Annotated in this window: 9 protein-coding genes; 4 read left to right on the top strand and 5 right to left on the bottom strand. The window is 72.8% G+C overall.

Annotated elements, in window-relative coordinates:
- Positions 1-94: 94 nt before the first annotated feature.
- Positions 95-7,330, top strand: a complete 7,236-nt coding sequence (locus ACIQVD_RS33485; protein WP_402292640.1) for a polymorphic toxin-type HINT domain-containing protein — start codon at positions 95-97, stop codon at positions 7,328-7,330.
- A 62-nt stretch (positions 7,331-7,392) separates the two neighbouring features.
- Here ACIQVD_RS33485 and ACIQVD_RS33480 read toward each other — a convergent pair whose 3' ends face one another.
- The 4 genes from ACIQVD_RS33480 to ACIQVD_RS33465 all read right to left on the bottom strand — a co-directional run bounded on the left by ACIQVD_RS33480 (position 7,393) and on the right by ACIQVD_RS33465 (position 13,082).
- Entirely contained in the window at positions 7,393-9,435 is a 2,043-nt protein-coding gene (locus tag ACIQVD_RS33480; protein WP_402292639.1) for a hypothetical protein, read from the bottom strand.
- A gap of 156 nt (positions 9,436-9,591) precedes the next feature.
- Positions 9,592-11,289 (bottom strand): phospho-sugar mutase, encoded by a 1,698-nt coding sequence (locus ACIQVD_RS33475; RefSeq protein ID WP_402292638.1) that lies wholly within the window; start codon positions 11,287-11,289, stop codon positions 9,592-9,594.
- A gap of 264 nt (positions 11,290-11,553) precedes the next feature.
- Positions 11,554-12,384, bottom strand: a complete 831-nt coding sequence (locus tag ACIQVD_RS33470; RefSeq protein ID WP_111556946.1) for a purine-nucleoside phosphorylase — start codon at positions 12,382-12,384, stop codon at positions 11,554-11,556.
- Between the two features lie 260 nt (positions 12,385-12,644).
- Positions 12,645-13,082, bottom strand: a complete 438-nt coding sequence (locus ACIQVD_RS33465; RefSeq protein ID WP_014136114.1) for a gamma-glutamylcyclotransferase — start codon at positions 13,080-13,082, stop codon at positions 12,645-12,647.
- A gap of 474 nt (positions 13,083-13,556) precedes the next feature.
- Between ACIQVD_RS33465 and ACIQVD_RS33460 the strand changes: the two genes are divergently transcribed.
- The 3 genes from ACIQVD_RS33460 to ACIQVD_RS33450 all read left to right on the top strand — a co-directional run bounded on the left by ACIQVD_RS33460 (position 13,557) and on the right by ACIQVD_RS33450 (position 17,675).
- Complete coding sequence (locus ACIQVD_RS33460) at positions 13,557-15,011, top strand: NAD(P)H-quinone dehydrogenase (protein ID WP_400687057.1); 1,455 nt, start codon at positions 13,557-13,559, stop codon at positions 15,009-15,011.
- Positions 15,012-15,252: 241 nt separating this feature from the next.
- Complete coding sequence (locus tag ACIQVD_RS33455) at positions 15,253-16,173, top strand: DeoR/GlpR family DNA-binding transcription regulator (RefSeq protein ID WP_400687570.1); 921 nt, start codon at positions 15,253-15,255, stop codon at positions 16,171-16,173.
- A 149-nt stretch (positions 16,174-16,322) separates the two neighbouring features.
- Positions 16,323-17,675, top strand: coding sequence for a condensation domain-containing protein (locus ACIQVD_RS33450; RefSeq protein WP_402292637.1), 1,353 nt, complete (start codon positions 16,323-16,325; stop codon positions 17,673-17,675).
- A gap of 137 nt (positions 17,676-17,812) precedes the next feature.
- Here the strand turns inward: ACIQVD_RS33450 and ACIQVD_RS33445 are convergent, their stop codons facing one another.
- Complete coding sequence (locus tag ACIQVD_RS33445; RefSeq protein ID WP_402292636.1) at positions 17,813-19,588, bottom strand: acetyl/propionyl/methylcrotonyl-CoA carboxylase subunit alpha; 1,776 nt, start codon at positions 19,586-19,588, stop codon at positions 17,813-17,815.
- Between the last annotated feature and the right edge of the window lie 36 nt (positions 19,589-19,624).

The raw sequence follows: 19,624 nt of genomic DNA, 5'->3' as shown, positions 1-19,624 counted from the left end.
GATTGGGGAGATCGAGATGGAGGCACAGCGTGCACGCACCCCGCTCCGGCACCGGCTGAGAGGCCGGTACCGGGCGGTGGGGATGCTGACGCTCATGGCCGTGACGGGGTCATTGCTCGGCGCGCCACCGGCGTTCGCCGAGAAGGCGCCGAAGGTGTGGGTTCCGCCCACCACGCCGCTGCAGCAGACGGATTCGGTGTCCGGCCGGTCCGAGGGCAAGAGCGGCGGCACCAGCGGCGGCGGAGTGCCGCGGGAGTGGAAGCAGTCCACCGCGGCCCCGGCGAAGGCCGGATCGGCGACCGTCCCGGTCACCGACGTGTCGCAGGAGCAGGAGGCCGCCCGTCGGCTCAGCGGCGGAGCCGCCCCGTCGTCCGGGGGCAAGGCCAAGGTCCGGGCCGGCGACCTGCCGGTGTTCCTGTCCGACCTCGGCACGGCGAAGGAGGAGGCCGCCGGCCCGCCGACGGTCAAGGTCGACCTGCTGGACGAGGACAGGGCCAGGGCGGCCGGCTCGGCCGGCCCGGTGGTCGAGCTGGAGGGGGCCGGCGGCTCGGCCGGGGGTGGCCACCGGCTCCAGGTCTCGCTGGACGTCAAGGCGCTGACCGGCAACGCGATGTGGTCCGACCGGGCCCGGCTGGTGCGGTTGCCCGAGTGCGCGCTCACCACACCGGACAAGCCGGAGTGCCGGACCAGCACCCCGGTGCCGTTCACCCTCGAATCGCCGGCCGGCCTACTGACCGCCGACGTGCAACTGCCCGAGGCACCGGCCGCGGGCACCACCCGCACGGCGCTCGACGGCGGCGCCACCGGCGCGGCCGTGCAGGCCGGGTTCGTCGAGCAGGCCCCCACCGCCTCCTCCGGCGCGATGCTGCTGTCCCTGCAGACCCAATCCTCCGGTCCCTCCGGCTCCTTCGCGGCGACGCCGATCAGCCCGTCCGCGGCCTGGAGCGCCGGCTCCAACTCCGGCAACTTCACCTACTCGTACACCTTCGACATGCCGACCGCGCTCGGCGGGGCCGCCCCCAGCGTGATGCTGGGCTACGACTCCTCGTCGGTGGACGGGCGCACCGCTGCCGACAACTCGCAGTCGGGCTGGATCGGCGACGGCTGGGACTACTCGGCCGGCTCGATCTCCCGCTCGTACAAGCCGTGCGCCAAGTCCGGCATCGACACGTCCGGCGACGAGTGCTGGGCCGGGCAGTCGCTCCAGCTCAACCTGGCCGGTCACGCCGGACTGGTGGTCAAGGACGACACCACCGGTGTACTGCGGCTGCAGGGCGACGACGGCACCCTGATCACCCCGCTGACCGGCCTGAACAACGGGGCCTGGAACGGCGAGGGCTTCAAGGTCACCACCACCGACGGCACCCAGTACTACTTCGGCGCCAACCACCTGCCCGGTGGCGACGGCACCGACTCCGCCAGCAACTCGGTCAACACCGTGCCGGTGTACCATCCGCACACCGGGGACCCCTGCTACAAGTCCTCGACGGGTGCGGCCTCCTGGTGCCAGATGGGCTGGCAGTGGAACCTCGACTACATCGTCGACCTCCACGGCAACCTGATCAAGTACCAGTACGCCAAGGAGTCCAACTACTACGCGCGCGGCGGCGGCCAGAACAACGGCACCGGCACCCGCACCGCGTACGACCGGTACTCCAACGTCTCGCAGATCCAGTACGGTCTGCGGCTCTCCGACCAGATCGCGTCCAAGGGGGCCGGCAACCCCGCGGCGAAGATCACCTTCGGCACCGAGGAACGCTGCTTCCCCACCGAGACGTTCGCCTGCAGCGAGGCCCAGCGCGTGGCGGCCAACCAGTCCTCCTGGCCGGACACCCCGCTCGACCAGGCCTGCACCTCGTCCGGAGCCTGCACCAACTACGGCCCGTCGTTCTGGACCTCCAAGCGGCTCACCAAGGTCGAGACCGCCGTGTACGTCAGCGGCGCCGCCCGGGTGGTGGACTCCTGGGAACTCCACCAGATCTTCTCCGACCCCGGTGACGGCACCGCGCCGACCCTGTGGCTGAACTCGATCGAGCGCACCGGCAAGAACGGACAGGCCGACCTGCCGGTGCCCGCCGTCTCCTTCGAGGCCGACCAGCTGCCGAACCGGGTCGACGGCCTCGTCCCGGCGGTCTCGCAGTTCAACCGCCCCCGGATGAAGGCGATCACCACCGAGACCGGTGGCCGGATCACCGTCACCTACAAGCCGGTCGAGTGCTCCCGCACCAACCACACCATGCCGGCCTCCGAGGCCGGGAACACCATGGCCTGCATGCCGGTGAAGTGGGTCCCGCCGGGCTCGACGGCCGGCACCAAGCCGATCGACGACTGGTTCCACAAGTACCTGGTCGCCTCGATCACCGAATCATCGCCGGTCACCAGCTCCACCGTGGCCAAGGAGACCCGGTACAGCTACGGCGGTGGCGCGGCCTGGCACCGCAACGACTCCGAGTTCGCGGACGACGACACCCGCACCTACGACAACTTCCGCGGATACCAGACCGTCACCACCACGACGGGATCCGGCTCGGACGGCCCGCGCACCAAGTCGGTCAGCACCTTCCTGCGCGGCATGGGCGGACAGGTCACCGACAGCTGGGGCGAGTCGATCACCGACGCCGAGGAACTGGCCGGATTCGTCCGGGAGACCCAGAACTACGAGTCTGACGCACCCGGCGCCAAGGTCGTCGGTGGCGAACTCACCACCCCCTGGCTCTCCAAGACCACCGCGACCCACACCCAGACCGGCAACCTGCCGAAGGTCACGGCCCGGTACGTCAACACGGCCGACGTGAAGACCCGTTCGCTACTGTCCAACGGCCAGTGGCGCACCACCGAGCGCACCGCCACCTACGACGAGGACCACGCCGGACGCGTCCTGACCACGGACGTCCTCGGCGACACCTCGCTCAGCGGGCTGCCGCAGCGCCAGTGCACGAGGGTCGGTTACGCCTCGGGCAGCAACCCGGCGCTGGTCGAGCTCCCCTTCCGGGTACTCACCCTGGCCGGCTCCTGCGACCAGACGCCCGACCCCACCAACACCATCTCCGACGCGCTGACCGTCTACGACGGCCGGGCGCTCGGCACCATCGGCGACAGGGCGGACCAGACCGAGAACCAGGTCCTGGAGTCGTACGGTGCGAACAACACCGCGAACTACAAGGTGATGTCCAGGGCCCGGTACGACGACTACGGCCGCCAGGTCGCCACCACCGACCCCAACCGCACCGACGACCCCCACCCGAACGGCGCGACCACCACCACGGCGTACACCCCCGCCACCGGCGAACTGCCCTCCAAGGTCGAGGTCACCAACCCGCTCGGCTGGAAGTCCACCACCGTCATCGACCCCGCTCGCGGCCTGCCCACCAAGCTGGTCGACGAGAACGGCCGCACCACACTGGAGGCCTACGACGCGCTGGGCCGCCTCACCGCGGTCTGGCTGCCCGGCCGAGACCCGGCCGACACCGACGGCAAGGACACCCCGAACCGGAAGTTCACCTACGCGCTGAACGGTTCGGCGTCCCCGTCGATCGTCACCAGCGAGAGCATCCGCGAGGACGGCACCTACGCCAAGAGCCTGCAGATCTACGACGGCCTCGGGCGGGTCCGCCAGTCGCAGTCGGTGCCGGTCCAGGGCCAGATCGGCCGTCTGATCTCCGAGTCGACCTTCGACTCGCACGGTTGGCAGATCAAGTCCACCCCGTCCTACTACAACCCCGACTCCGGCCCCGTCCCGGAGGTCTTCCTCCCGCAGGACTCCCAAGTCCCGCACCAGACCTGGAACGAGTACGACGGCCTCGGCCGCGTCACCGCCAGCAAGTTCATGTCCTACGGCCAGGAGCAGTGGCGCAACACGGTGTCCTACCCGGGCGCCGAACGCACCGAGAGCACCGCGCCCGCCGGCGGCTACGCCGTCGCGGAGATCACCGACGCCACCGGCGCCACCGTGGAGTCCCGGCAGTACAAGACCAACACCCCGACCGGGGCCTACGACGCGACCACCTACGGGTACGACCTGGCGGGCCGGCCGAGCTGGCGCCAGGACAGCAGCAACCCGCCGCACCGGTGGACGTACAGCTACGACCAGCTCGGCCAGCAGACCGGCTCGACCGATCCTGACACCGGCACGGCGAGCATGGCCCACGACCGGGCCGGGCACGTCACCACCGTCACCGACGCACGCGGCAAGTCGACCAGTACGACGTACGACCTGCTGGGCCGTCCGGTGGCGCAGTACGACGGGACCGACACCACCGACACGAGCAAGAAGCTCGCGGCGTGGACGTACGACGCGCAGGTCCTGGGCAAGCCCGACAGCTCGACCGTCTACGCCGACACCCCTGACGGGACCGCCAAGGTCGCGTACGTCAGCACGGTCACCGGCTACGACCTCAACTACCGGCCGACCGGGACGTCGATGACGATCCCGACGATCGGCACGGAGTCGCAACTCCCCACCACCTACACCCTGTCCTTCAGCTACTCCCCGGTCCTGGGACTGCTGGAGAAGACCAAGATGCCGTCCCTGGCCGGGCTGAAGGCCGAGACCGTCGGCAACTCCTACGACATCGACGGCAACTTCCAGACCTCCAGCGGACTGGACTACTACGTCCAGGACATGAAGTACGACGCGTTCGGCCGCGCCACCCGCACCACCATCGGCAAGTCCGGCAAGCAGGTCGTCTCCACCCAGCAGTACGACCCGGCCACCGGCCGCGTCGTGCAGTCCACCCTGGACAAGCAGACCTCGGCCACGACCCACGTCGACCTCACCAACTACACCTACAGCAAGACGGGATCGATCACGTCGGCGAAGACGGTGCAGGACGGTACCAACACCGACCTGCAGTGCTTCACCTACGACTACCTCGGCCGTCTCACCGCGGCGTGGACCGACAAGGGCACCACCGCCACCGCCCCGGCACCCTCGGTGCAGGGCATCGGCGGCTGCACCGACGCCACCGAGCCGACGGCGCTCACCGCGTCCGCGCGGATCGGCGGCCCGGCCCCGTACTGGCAGTCCTACTCCTACGACCTGACCGGCAACCGCACCAAGCTGGTCCAGCACGACACCACCGGCGCGGTCGTCAACGACAAGCAGACCGACCAGACCTTCGCGACCGGCCCCAACACCCCGTCCACCGACCCGGCCACCAGCGGCGGCACCGGTGGTCCGCACGCCCTGCTCACCTCCACGACCAGCGCGAACGGCACCAGCAAGGTCACCACGTCCACCTACGACGCGGCCGGCAACACCGCCTCCATCACCGACACCGCAGGCACCAAGACACTGACCTGGGACAACCAGGGCAAGCTCGCCAAGGTCCACGGAACCGGGACCGCCGGTGACACCAGCTACGTCTACGACGCGAGCGGCAACCAGCTGATCCGCCGGGTCGGCGGCAAGACCACCCTCTACCTGGGCACCGACGAGGTCACCCTCGACACCGCCACCCACAAGCTGTCCGCCACCCGCTACTACGCCGCACCCGGCGGACTGACCGTCACCCGCACCATCTCCGACGGCGGCGGCACCGCCCTCTACTACCAGTCCTCCGATCCGCACGGCACGGCCGGCGTCCAGATGGACGCCGCCAACCTGAACGTGGTCCGGCGCCCCACCGACCCCTTCGGCAACGCCCGCGGCACCCAGCCCGGCACCGGGGTCTGGGCCGGCAGCAAGGGCTTCGTCGGCGGCACCGTCCAGGACACCGGATTCACCAACCTCGGTGCCCGGCAATACGATCCGAAGACGGGACGCTTCCTCTCCGTCGACCCGGTGTTCAACGAATCCGATCCGCAGTCCTGGAACGGCTACGCCTACGCCGGCAACAACCCGGTCGACGGCTCCGACCCGAACGGCCTCATGCGCGACCCGGACCCGACCCCCGGCGTCTGCAACGGCATCTGCGGAGGCGGTGGCGGAGGCGGTGGCAACGGCAGCGGCTCGGACGGCAGCGGCGGCACCAGCACCAGCCCGGCAGCCAAGGCCGCGCAGAACGCCTCCAACGACGCCATGCGGCAGAAGCAGGCCGCCGACGAGGCCCTGGCCAAGGCGAAGCAGGCACGAGAGGAACTGATCAGCAAGATCGTCGACGTGGTCGGCGACCTGATCGGCTTCAACGACGCCCGAGACTGCTTCACCAAGGGCGACGTGATGGGTTGCATCAACACGGCCCTGAACTTCGTCCCGTGGACCAAGGTCTTCAAGGCCGTCAAGGTCGGCATCAAGGCGTTCAAACTCTGGCGGGAAGGCGAGAAGGCCTACAGCGCCATCCGCAGCGCCGAACGCATCGCCAAGGGCGCCGAAGAGGCACTCACCGTCGCCCGGAAGGCCGAGCACGAGGCACTCGAAGCCGAACAACAGGCGGCCAAGGCCGCCGAGGACGCGAAACCGACGGTCGACGAACCCTCCAGTAGTTCACCGGGCTGCCACAGCTTCCTCGCGGGCACCCCGGTCGAACTGGCCGACGGCACCACCAAGGCCATCGACCAGCTCCAGGAGGGCGACCAGGTCAAGGCCACCGACCCCCAGACCGGGGTCACCCGAGCGAAGTCCGTGGTCGCCACCATCACCACCCCTGACGACCGGGACTTCACCGACCTGACACTCCAGGCCGAGGGCACCGAACAGGGCTCGATCACCCTCACCACCACCTGGCACCACCCGCTGTGGGACGTCACCACCAAGCGCTGGACCGAGGCCCACGACCTCGCCCCCGGCGACCAGGTCCAGACCCTCGACGGCGGCACCGTCACGGTCACGGAGGTCCGCAACTACCACCGGACCGCCGTCACCCACGACTTGACCGTGGCCGACGTCCACACCTACTACGTCAAGTCGGGCGCCACCTCGCTCCTGGTGCACAACTGCGAGAAGAAGGAGTGGGAGCCCGGCCGCGACAAGGTCGAGAACCACCCGGACGGGCCGAGCAACTCGTCCCCCCAACCCATGCTCGAGTCGCGCGATGCGGCGAAGAAGGTCAAGCTGGGGACCCCCGATAAGCCGCGGAAGCTGGATGAGGGGAGCTACATCTACGTGGTCCGTACGGACGGCTCGTTCCACGCCATGTCCGACCGGGTGGCGTCCCGCATCAAGGGATACGCCGGCCACACTTCACTCTCCGACAACCAACCCGTGTACTTGGCCGGGCAGTTCGACGTGGATGCGAACGGCGTGATCACGATGGCCAACAACGGCTCCGGCCACTACAAGGCCAGGAGCCTGGGAGGCGATTTCTGCTCGCTGCGATCCATTGCCGAAGAGGCATTCGCGAATCACGGCCTGAAGTTCCAGAAGTGGGAGGAGATCAAGTTCACGGGATAGCAGTGAACGGCTGAAGAGAAGCACGAAACGGGGTGCCCGCCCAGGGGTACCCCGTTCCTTTCTCAGCGGCGTCCCCGGACCGGTGGACACACGAGCGCGAGGTCCTGGCCGAATCCGACCAGCACGCCGTCGGAGGTGGCTGCGAGGCACGTGGCGGGGCCGGGCAGCAGCAGAGGCCGGGTCGAGGGCTCGCCGGTGCTCAGGTCGACGACGGTGAGGGTGTGATCGGTACGGGCCACGTACAGCTGGGGCCACCCGTGGCCCGCGACGGCGGTGACGGCGGCCCGGCCGTCGATCTCGGGTCCCGCCGGTCGGCCCGCGCGGTCCCAGGCTCGGAGTGCGGTGGCGCCGTCCGCCGCGTCCTCGGAACGGACGGTCACGAGTCGGCCGTCGAGGATCGCCAGTACGGGGTGGCCCTCCGTTCCCGGCAGGATCTCCGATCCGGACGACGGGTCGTCCAGGTCGAAGAGGCGGGCCGGTTCGTCGTAGGACGACAGGGCGGCGATCGCCCGCCCGTCGAGTGTGCCGACGGCGAATCCGGTGGTGTTCGTCCGGGTGTCCACGGAGATCGTGGCGAGTGGTGCCCCGTCGGCGGTGCCCAGCAAGGCGATGTCCCCGTACCCGTGGACGACCAGTGCGTTGCCGACGCGCAGGCGCCGGTGGGCGATCCAGCGGACGGTCGCGCTGTCGGTACGGATCGGCGTGCCGACCGAACTGCCCGATGCCAGGTCCCAGCGGCGCAGGAGCAGGTCGGGTGCGTGCGGGGAGCCGGCCCCGGTGGCGGCGTGCGGACGGCCGTCTTCGGTCCAGGAGGCCAGGGCTCCGGTCCCCACGACGTCGGTGGCGAGGGGCGGTGCGAGCAGGGAGCCGTCGGCCGCACGGCGGGCCACCAAGGTGCCGCCCTCGTCAGCGCTGACCACCACCCCGTCCGGTCCGGCGACAGTGACGGCGACGAGGCGTTGCCGATGTCCGGGCTTGGAATCCGCCGGGACGGACGGATCCCAGAGCGCGACCACACCGTCCTGCTCGGAGGAGGTCAGCAGGAGGTCGCGCCCCTGCCGGCGGACGGCCGTGGTCGCCGCCCGTGCCACGGGACCGGTGAGGGGCGGACCGGCCGGCTCTGCGGTGTGCACGTTCCAGAGGTGGACCTGCCACTTGACCGGCACCGCGAGGACGGACCCCGTCACCGTCGGGTGGAGGTCGGCGCCCCAGCCCAGTTCGGACTGCATCAGCTGGTCCGGAAACGTGTTCCGGTGGGCCGTGAGGATCTGGTGCCGACCCGTCGTCAGGTCAATGGTGGCGCAGACGTGGGACTGGTCGAGGACTGTCAGCACCTCCCGTCCGGCCGAGAGCGACAGGGTCGCGCTCTGGACCGGGAGCAGTGTGTCGGGAACGGGGAGCCGGTGGACGCCGTCCCCGTCCGGGTGCCAGAGCAGGACTCCGTCGTCGGCGAGCAGGACGACCGGGCTCCCGTCGGGGAGGGGGCCGGAGTTGATCCCGGAGACGGGCGGCAGGTGCGGGAGACGGAGCCGGTCGCTGGTCGCCAGGTTCCAGAGTCCTAGGCCGCCCCAGTCAGTGCCCACCAGCAGTCGGGTGTCTGATCCGCGGCCGAGGACCGCCAGGGTGTGCGGGCGCTCACCGGCATCGAGCGCCCGGCGGTGCGTGAGGTCCGCGAGGGCCCATGTCCGCACCGTGCCGTCCGTGTGTCCGGAGATCAGCAGCGGTTCCGACGCGTCGGGCGCGAATGCCAGGACGCGGACGGGTACTTCGCAGTCCACCGTACGGACCCGGCCGGACAGCACGTCCCGGACCTCCAGCCGGTGCCGCCGCTGCTTCGGCTCGGCCGGTGGCCGTTCCTCGATCTCGACGGCGGTGGCGAGCAGCGGTCGGCCGTCGATCTCGCCCCAGGCGGTGGCCACCACGGGGCCGACCCGGAGTTGCCACACCATCCGGGGGTCCAGGTCGACGCCGGTCGCCCAGCCGACCCGCCACAGGTCGGCGTCCGGGGTGTCGACGGGCCCGCCGCGGCGGACGGCGTCGAGGAGCGCGGACTGTCGCCGGTCGACGTCGTCGGGCTCTGGTTCGTCGGCGAAGAGCGGTTCCATCGGCGTTCCCCTTCTCCGTGGCCCCGCGGCTTCGCGGCCACGCTCCGGGGCGGCGGGCCGTGCGGGTGCGGACCGATCGTAGTGCCGGCGGTCGGGTGGAACGCCGGAGGGGCCCGGACATCACCGTCCGGACCCCTCGGGGGAGTTGAGGTGCGGTCAGGCGAGGCCCGCTGCGAGGGCGAAGTCCTGCTTGAGGGCGTCGAGGAGGGCCTGGGCGCGGCGGCGGGCGGCCGGGAGGTCGGCCGGGGTGGGGACGGGGAGGACGGCTTCGAGGTAGCACTTGAGCTTGGGCTCGGTGCCGGAGGGGCGGACCACGATGCGGGCCGAGGTGATGGCGGGGCCGTCGAGGTGGTAGCGGAGGCCGTCGGTGGGGGGGAGGTCGGGGGTGCCGGTGGTGAGGTCGTCGGCGCGGGTGACGGTGAGGCCGGCGAGTTCGACCGGGGGCTTGTCGCGGAGGGCGGACATCGCGTCGGTGATGACGGTGAGGTCGTCGACCCGGACGGAGAGCTGGTCGGTGGCGTGCAGGCCGTGGGTGAGGGCGAGGTCGTCGAGGAGGTCGGTGAGGGTGCGGCCGTCGCGCTTGAGCCCGGCGGCGAGTTCGGCGATCTGGAGGGCGGCGGTGATGCCGTCCTTGTCGCGGACGCCGTCCGGGTCGACGCAGTAGCCGAGGGCCTCCTCGTAGCCGTAGCGGATGTCCTCGGCGCGGGCGATCCACTTGAAGCCGGTGAGCGTCTCGGCGTAGCCCAGCCCGGCCGCGGCGGCGATCCTGCCGAGCAGGGTGGAGGAGACGATGGTGGTGGCGAACACGCCGTCGGTGGTCTTGGCGGCGAGGGCCGCGCCGAGCAGGGCGCCGACCTCGTCGCCGCGCAGCATCCGCCAGTCGCCGTCGGCGGTGGGGACGGCGACGGCGCAGCGGTCGGCGTCCGGGTCGTTGGCGATGACCAGGTCCGGGCGGGCCGCGCGGGCGGTGGCGAAGGCGAGGTCCATCGCGCCCGGCTCCTCCGGGTTGGGGAACGCGACGGTGGGGAAGTCCGGGTCCGGCTCGGCCTGTTCGGCGACCAGGGTCGGCGCCGGGAACCCGGCGGTGGCGAACGCGGCGAGCAGCACGTCGCGGCCCACGCCGTGCAGCGGGGTGTAGACGGTGGCCAGGTCGCGCGGCCCGGCCGGGTCGAGGACGGCGGCGGCGCGGGCGAGGTAGGCGGCGAGGACGTCGTCGCCGAGCACCTCCCAGCCGGACTCGGCGCGCGGGACGTCGGCGAGCGCGCCCAGCGCGTCGATCTCGGCGGCGATGTCGGCGTCCGCGGGCGGGACGATCTGCGAACCGTCGCCCAGGTACACCTTGTAGCCGTTGTCCTGCGGCGGGTTGTGGCTGGCGGTGACCACCACGCCGGCCGCCGCGCCCAGGTGCCGGATCGCGAACGCCAGGACGGGCGTCGGCAGCGCGCGGGGCAGCAGCGCGGCGCGCAGCCCGGCGCCCACCACCACGGCGGCGGTGTCGAGCGCGAAGTCGTACGACTTGTGGCGGGCGTCGTAGCCGATCACCACCAGGTCGCCGAGCGCCGGGTTCTTCCGGACGTACGCGGCCAGGCCGGCGGCGGCCCGGATCACCACGGCGCGGTTCATCCGCATCGGCCCGGCGCCCAGCTCACCGCGCAGCCCGGCGGTGCCGAACTGCAGGCGCCCGGCGAAGCGTTCGGCCAGCCGGGACCAGGCGATCCGCTCCTCGGACTCGGCCTCCGGCCCCTCGGCGGCGGCCAGCAGCGCGGTCAGCTCCGCGCGGGTCTGCGGGTCGGGGTCCTCGGCCAGCCAGGCGCGGGCCCGGTCGAAGAGGTCGGTGGTGGGTGCCTTCGGCATGCGGCCCGCTCCCTGGGTGTGGAGGACGAGAGGACGAGAGAGGAGAGGAGAAGAGGAGGGAAGTGCGAGGAGGGAGGTGCGAGAGGTGGTGCGTGGCGGTGTGGGCCTGCGGCGGCCGGGCGGGGCTGCGGTGCCGGAGCCGCGACGGCGGACCGGTCCCGTGGGGTCGGGGCCGGTCCGCCGTCGTGTGCTGCTCGCCGTCACGGTTCCCGATTCTCCGTCAGAACTGCCGTGCGGGGCGGGAGTCGGGCTCCCGCCGGGGTGTCAGATCCGCTCCAGGACCTTCGCCAGCAGGGTGCCCATCCGCTCGGCGGAGGCCCGGCCGGCCTCCAGCACCTCGGCGTGGTTGAGGGGTTCGCCGGTGATGCCCGCGGCCAGGTTGGTGACCAGCGAGATGCCGAGCACCTCGGCGCCGGCCTCGCGGGCGGCGATGGCCTCCAGGGTGGTGGACATGCCGACCAGTTCGCCGCCGATCACCCGGGCCATGTTGACCTCGGCCGGGGTCTCGTAGTGCGGGCCGCGGAACTGCACGTACACGGCCTCGTCGAGGGTCGGGTCGACCTCGCGGCACAGGGCGCGCAGGCGCTTGGAGTACAGGTCGGTGAGGTCGACGAAGTTGGCGCCGACGATCGGGGAGTCCGCGGTCAGGTTGATGTGGTCGCTGATCAGCACGGGCTGCCCGGGGACCCAGCCCTGGCGCAGGCCGCCGCAGCCGTTGGTGAGCACGACGGTGCGGCAGCCGGCCGCGGCGGCGGTGCGCACGCCGTGCACCACGGTGGCCACGCCGTGGCCCTCGTAGTAGTGGTTGCGGCCGAGGAAGACCAGTGCGCGGCGCTCGCCGCCGCCGGGAATCCGCACCGAGCGGATGGTCCCGGCGTGGCCGGCCACCGCGGGGGCGGGGAAGCCGGGCAGGTCGGTGACCGGGAATTCCGCGAGTGTCTCGCCCAGGGCGTCGGCGGCCGGCACCCAGCCGGAGCCCATCACCAGGGCGACGTCGTGGCGCTCGGCGCCGGTGAGTTCGCGCAGCCGGTCGGCGGCGGCCCGGGCAGCGGCGTAGGGGTCGGCGGAGACGACCGTCTGAGGAGATGCGTTCACACGGTCGAGGATAGGTCACATCTGCCTACGCGCGTAGACAGCACGCCCAGGGCATGCCGGATCGTTACCCGGATTGCGTGGAACGACAGGATTCCTCCCCGGCCGGGGACGTCGACCGGGAGGAAAGTGCGGAGCGGGGAGGGAAAGCACCCGGGAGAAAGCGGGGAGAAAGCGGGGAGAAAGCTGGGGGACGGCGGGAAAAGCGCGGGGCAAGGGGAGGGCGGGAACGGGAAAAGCGGCGGTGCGGGAGGCGGACGGCCTCAGCAGGGCCGGCGGCGCAGGTCCAGGACGTAGTCGTCGGGGGCGCCGGCGCTCTCCGCCGCGTCCGCGATCAGGCCCAGGTAGCGGGCGGCCGGCAGTCCGCCCTCGTAGTCGTTGAGCACGTACGTCCAGACCGCGACCTCGCCGTCCAGGGTCTGGGCCCGCAGCTTCACCTTGCGGTAGATGCCGAGCTGCACGCCCTCCCAGCGGTCCAGGCCCTCCTCGTCCATCGGGGCGACGTCGTAGAGCGAGACGAAGACCTGCTCCTTCTCGTCCTCCACCACGGTGGCCAGCGAGCCCTCCCAGCCGAGCTGTTCACCGCCGAAGGTCAGCCGCCAGCCGGGCAGCCAGCCGGTGCCGCGCAGCGGGGAGTGCGGGGCACGGCGGGACATCTGCCGGGCGTCGAGGTTGGTGGCGTAGGCGGCGTAGAGCGACATGGCGCCAGCCTACGGGAGCCGGACGGCCCGCCGGGCTGCGCGCCGGGGGCGGGCCCGCGGTGGAGGGGGCCCCGCGGGCGGACCCGCCGGACCGGGGGCGGGGTGCGCGCCGGACGGGGGCGTCCCGGTGCGACGACCACCGGTGGCGGTGGGCGGGCCGGCCGTGGCGGCGGTGCTGCTCGCGGTCGCGGTCACCACGGCCGGCCGGCGGCAACCCGACGCCCACCGGCGCGATCGTCGCGGCGCGCAGACCGACGGCAGCACCTGGGACCGGCGAGGGCGCCCGCACGGTGTCCGGCGGGCCGTCGGCGGGGGCCTCGGTCCGGCGGACCGGCCGATCCCGTGAGGCGGGCGGGGGACGGGAGGCGGAGGGGACGGGAGGGAGGGCGGGAGACGGCCGGAAGGCGGCCGGGAGGCGAGTGAGAGGGGAACAACAACGGCCCCGGCGTGGAATCGGTTCCGGCATGCGGGAGAATGGGGCACGTGACTCGGATCGTGATCATCGGTGGCGGACCAGGCGGATACGAGGCGGCCCTCGTGGCCGCCCAGCTCGGCGCGGAGGTGACCGTCGTCGACCGCGACGGTCTGGGCGGATCGGCGGTGCTGACGGACTGCGTGCCGTCCAAGACGCTGATCGCCACCGCCGAGGTGATGACCAGCTTCGACAGCTCCTACGAGGAACTGGGCATCCTGGTCGCGGACGGCACGGCGGACCCGGCCGACCCGGCCCGGGTGGTCGGCGTCGACCTCGGCAAGGTCAACCGGCGCGTCAAGCGGCTGGCGATCGCCCAGTCGCACGACATCACCCAGGCGGTCACCCGGGCCGGCGTCACCGTGCTGCGCGGTCGCGGCCGGCTGGGCGGCGGCGGCCAGGCGATCGACGGCTCCCGCGAGGTGCTGGTCGAACTGGCCGACGGCGGCACCGAGTCGGTGCGCGCCGACGCGGTGCTGATCGCCACCGGCGTCCGCCCGCGCGAGCTGCCCGACGCGCAGCCGGACGGCGAGCGGATCCTGGCCTGGACGCAGGTGTACGACCTGGAGGAGCTGCCGCGCGAGCTGATCGTGGTCGGCTCCGGCGTCACCGGCGCCGAGTTCGCCGGTGCGTACCAGGCGCTCGGCTCGAACGTCACGCTGGTCTCCTCGCGCGACCGGGTGCTCCCGGGCGAGGACCCGGACGCGGCCGAGGTGCTGGAGGACGTGTTCCGCCGCCGCGGCATGAACGTGATGAGCCGCTCCCGGGCCGAGAGCGCCAAGCGGGTGGGCGACCGGGTCGAGGTGACCCTCGCCGACGGCAAGGTGATCACCGGCACGCACTGCCTGATGGCGGTCGGCTCGATCCCCAACACCGCGGACCTGGGCCTGGAGGAGGCCGGCGTCGCGGTCAACGACTGGGGCCAGATCAAGGTGGACCGGGTCTCCCGCACCTCCGCCCCCGGCGTGTACGCGGCCGGCGACTGCACCGGCGTCTTCATGCTGGCCTCGGTGGCCGCCATGCAGGGCCGGATCGCGATGTACCACGCGCTCGGCGACGCGGTGCAGCCGCTGAACCTGAAGACCGTCGCCTCCAACGTGTTCACCGACCCGGAGATCGCCACCGTCGGCTACACCCACGCCGACGTGTCCTGCGGGAAGATGGACGCCGTCGAGGTCAAGCTCCCGCTGCGCGGCAACCCGCGGGCCAAGATGCAGGGCATCCGGGACGGCTTCGTGAAGCTGTTCGCCCGCCCCGGCACCGGCATCGTGGTCGGCGGCGTGGTGGTCGCCCCGCGTGCCTCCGAGCTGATCCACTCGATCTCGCTGGCGGTGGACAACAACCTGACGGTGGAGCAGGTCGCGAGCGCCTTCACGGTGTACCCGTCGCTGTCCGGTTCGACCGCCGAGGCGGCCCGCCAGCTGCACATCCGCAAGCGCGAGGGCGCCGGCTCCTGACGTCCGCGGGCCGCCCGCGGGCCCCGGTGGCCCGGGGCGACCAGGGGCGCGGGGGGCCGCGGGAGTGAGCCGGGCGCGCACCGTCCGGCTCACCCGGGCGGAGGAGCGCGCATTGTACGGTCGTGCGCCGTTCCGAGGTGAGCAAATCCCGTTACCAGGTGCAAACGCCTGAAAGCAGACGGTCACTCGGGTTACCGTCGGTCCTGTGTTTGCAGCAGAACGTCGCCAGTTGATCCTAGAGATGGTGCGCGCCAACGGAGCCGTGTCGCTCCGTGAGCTGGCCCGCGTCGTCCAGACCTCCGAAGTCACCGTGCGCCGGGACGTCCGGGCGCTGGAGTCCGAAGGGCTGCTCGACCGCCGACACGGCGGCGCGGTGCTGCCCGGCGGGTTCAGCCGGGACCCGGGCTACCCGCAGAAGACCCACCTCGCCACCGCCGAGAAGAGCGCCATCGCCGACCTCGCCGCGGACCTGGTCGAGGAGGGCGACGCCATCGTGGTCGGCGCCGGGACGACCACCCAGGAGCTGGCCCGCCGGCTGGCCCGGGTGCCCGGCCTGACGGTGGTCACCAACTCGCTGCTGGTCGCCCAGGCGCTGGCGCACGCCAACCGGGTGGAGGTGGTGATGACCGGCGGCACCCTGCGCGGCTCCAACTACGCCCTGGTAGGCAGCGGCGCCGAGCAGTCGCTGGCCGGGCTGCGGGTCACCAAGGCCTTCATCTCCGGCAGCGGCCTGACCGCCGAACGCGGCCTGTCCACCGCCAACATGCTCTCCGCCTCGGTGGACCGGGCGCTGGTGCAGGCCGCCAACGAGGTGATCGTGCTGGCCGACCACACCAAGCTCGGCGCGGACAGCATGTTCCAGACCGTCGCCACCGAGGCGATCACCCGGCTGGTCACCGACGAGCGCACCCTGCTGGAGGACCTCACCTCCCGCGAGCAGCACGCGCTCGCCGACTGCGGGGTGCAGGTCTCGGTGGCCTCGCTCGGCCTGACCGCCGAGACCGCCGGGCACCAGCAGCCCGCCCGCCGCCCGGTCCCGCCGCAGCCCGGCCTGGCCCCCGGCAGCCCGCTGCCCGGCCAGCGCCGCCCCGCCCCGCATGGTGGAGCGCCGCACGGCGGCGCCCTGCCGCCCGCCGCCCGGCTGGCCGAACGGATCCGCTGAGCGGGGCGCACCGGCCCCGCCGCACGGGGCACCGGTCACGCCGGCACCGGAGCACCACCCCCGCCGCGGACGGCCGCACTGACCGGTTCCGGCCCGCCCGCGGCCGATCCCTGGCCGCCGCGGCCGACCCGCTTGTAGCGTCTGCGCCCATGGACGCAGCGAGCGAAACACTCGACCGCACAACAGAACTGACGGTGCGTGAGGCGCGCGGCGGACGCGGCCCCGCGACCTGGGGACAGCGCGCCATCCACTCCGCCCTGGTCCGGCTCGGCGCCGAGGCGCCCCGCTACAACCTGCGGCTGGCCGCCCCCGTCGAGCCCGGCGCGGAGCCGGCCGCGGTGCTCCGCGCCTACACCGAACTGCTGCACCTGCACGACGCGTTGCGCACCCGGCTGGTCGAGGAGGACGGCGACCTGGTCCAGCTGGTGGACGCCGACGGCACCCTCCCGGTGGCGCTGCTGCACCGGGACACGCCCGAGCGGGCCGCCGCCGCGGCCGGGGAACTGCTCGCCGAGTACGCCCGGCGGCCCTTCGACCCGGCCCGCGAGTGGCCGGTGCGGATCGGCCTGGTGCTGGTCGACGGCCTGGTCCGGCAGACCGTCCTGGTGCTCTCGCACACCGCCTCGGACGGCTGGGGGATGCGCCGCACCGTCCGCGACCTGATGCTGCTGGCCGCCGGGCGCAGCGCCCGGGACCTGCGCGCCGAGCGGGAGTTCGCCCAGCCGCTGGAGGAGGCCGCCGAGCAGGCCACCGCGCGCGGCCGCCGCCGGGACGCCGCCGCCCGCCGGCACTGGCGGGAGAAGCTGACCGCCGGCCCGCGCGCCCTGCTGCCCCGCCCGGCCGCCGCGCCCGACCCGGAGCGGACCTTCCCATACGCGGTGCTGCGCTCCCCGGCGCTGGCCGCCGCCCTCCCGGAGGCCGCCGCCCGGCTGCGCACCGGCGACGCCACGGTGCTGCTGGCCGCCGCCGCGACCGAGCTGGGGCGGCTGGGCGGGCAGCGCGAGTTCCTGTGCCAGGTGGTGGTCGGCAACCGGTTCACCGAGCAGGCCGCCGAGGCCGTCACCACGCTCGCCCAGGAGGGCCTGTTCCACCTGCCGGAGATCGCCGCGGACTTCGCCGAGACGGTCCGCCGCGCCCACGGCCCGGCGCTCACCGCCTACCGGCACTCCGGCTACGACAAGCCGCGGCTGGACGCGGACCTGGACGGACTGCGGGCGGCGGGCGTCGAGTTGGCCGACCACTCGGTGTTCTGGAACGACACCCGGGACCCGCTGGCCGCGCTGATGGCCGACGCGCCGGGCCAGGGGGGTGCGGGGGAGCGGGAGTTGAGCTTCCCGGACGAGTTCCCGGCCCGCCCGGGGGTGTCCGTCGCGGTGGACGTGGTGGCGTTGCCCGGAGCGGTCGAGCTGCGGATGGTGGCGGACGGCGCGCTGCTGAGCCGCGCGCAGATGGCGGGCTTCCTGTGCGGCGTCGAGGAACTGGTGCTCGGCGCGGCCGGATAGCCCGGAGGGGCGGACGGCTCCGAGGAGCCGGACGGCCAGGAGGAGCCGGGCAGCCCGGAGGGCCCGGACAGCCCGGAGGGGGCGGGAGTCCTGAGACTCCCGCCCCCTCGGAGGGTGCCGTCGGTGCTGTCGGCGGGTCAGACGTCCTTGATCTCGCAGAGCGCCGCGCCGCTGGAGACCGAGCCGCCGACCTCGGCCTTGAGGCCGACGATCGTGCCCGCCTTGTGGGCGTTCAGCGGCTGCTCCATCTTCATGGCCTCCAGGACCACGATCAGCTCGCCCGCGGCGACCACCTGGCCCTCCTCGACGGCGACCTTGACGATGGTGCCCTGCATCGGCGAGGCCAGGGTGTCGCCGGAGACCGCCGCGGCGGCCTTCTTGGCGCCGACCCGGCGCTTGGCCTTGGCCGCGCCCGCACCGGCGACCGGGGCCGCGGCGACGCCGAGCGAGGACGGCAGCGAGACCTCGATCCGCTTGCCGCCGACCTCGACCACCACGGTCTCGCGGCCCTCGGGCTCCTCGCCGTCGGGGCCCGCGCCCGCGAACGGCGCGATGGTGTTGTCGAACTCGGTCTCGATCCACCGGGTGAAGACCGTGAACGGGCCGTCCGAGCCGTGCACCTCGGGGGCGAACGCCGGGTCGGTCACCACGACCTGGTGGAACGGGATGGCGGTGGCCATGCCCTCGACCTTGAACTCCTCCAGGGCGCGCTTGGCGCGCTGGAGGGCCTGCTTGCGGTCGGCGCCCGAGACGATCAGCTTGGCCAGCAGGGAGTCCCAGGCGGGGCCGATCACCGAGCCGGACTCGACGCCGGCGTCGAGCCGGACGCCCGGGCCGGACGGCGGGGCGAACAGCGTGACGGTGCCGGGGGCGGGCAGGAAGCCGCGGCCCGGGTCCTCGCCGTTGATCCGGAACTCGAAGGAGTGGCCGCGGACCTCGGGGTCGTCGTAGCCGAGCTCCTCGCCGTCGGCGATCCGGAACATCTCGCGGACCAGGTCGAGGCCGGTGACCTCCTCGGAGACCGGGTGCTCGACCTGGAGGCGGGTGTTGACCTCCAGGAAGGAGATCAGGCCGTCCTGGGAGACCAGGAACTCGCAGGTGCCGGCGCCGACGTAGCCCGCCTCGCGCAGGATCGCCTTGGAGGCGCGGTACAGCTCGGCGTTCTGCTCGGGGGTGAGGAACGGCGCGGGGGCCTCCTCGACCAGCTTCTGGTGCCGGCGCTGGAGCGAGCAGTCGCGGGTGGAGACCACCACGACGTTGCCGTGCTGGTCGGCCAGGCACTGGGTCTCGACGTGCCGCGGCTTGTCGAGGTACTGCTCGACGAAGCACTCGCCGCGGCCGAACGCGGCGACCGCCTCGCGGACCGCCGAGTCGTACAGCTCGGGGATCTCCTCCAGCGTGCGGGCGACCTTCAGGCCGCGGCCGCCGCCGCCGAACGCCGCCTTGATGGCGACCGGCAGGCCGTGCTCGGTGGCGAACGCGACGACCTCGTCGGCGCCGGAGACCGGGTCGGCGGTGCCGGCCACCAGCGGGGCGCCGGCGCGCTGGGCGACGTGCCGGGCGGTGACCTTGTCGCCCAGGTCGCGGATGGCCTGCGGCGGCGGGCCGATCCAGGTCAGGCCGGCGTCGAGGACGGCCTGCGCGAACTCGGCGTTCTCCGACAGGAAGCCGTACCCGGGGTGGATCGCGTCCGCGCCCGAGTCGGCGGCGGCCTTGAGCACCTTGGCGATGTCGAGGTAGCTGGTGGCGGGGGTGTCGCCGCCCAGCGCGTACGCCTCGTCGGCGGCCCGGACGTGCAGCGCGTCCCGGTCAGGCTCCGCGTACACGGCGACGCTGGCGATACCCGCGTCCCGGCAGGCCCGGGCGACGCGGACGGCGATTTCTCCGCGGTTGGCGATGAGCACCTTGCGCACTGTGGCTCCCTTCTCGAACCTCGTCGAGTCTATGGA

Origin of the sequence: Kitasatospora sp. NPDC090308 (assembly GCF_044769485.1) — a bacterium.
Classification (GTDB): domain Bacteria; phylum Actinomycetota; class Actinomycetes; order Streptomycetales; family Streptomycetaceae; genus Kitasatospora; species Kitasatospora fiedleri.
Note: the sequence above shows the minus strand (reverse complement) of the source record. Positions and strands in the feature narration are given on the sequence as shown.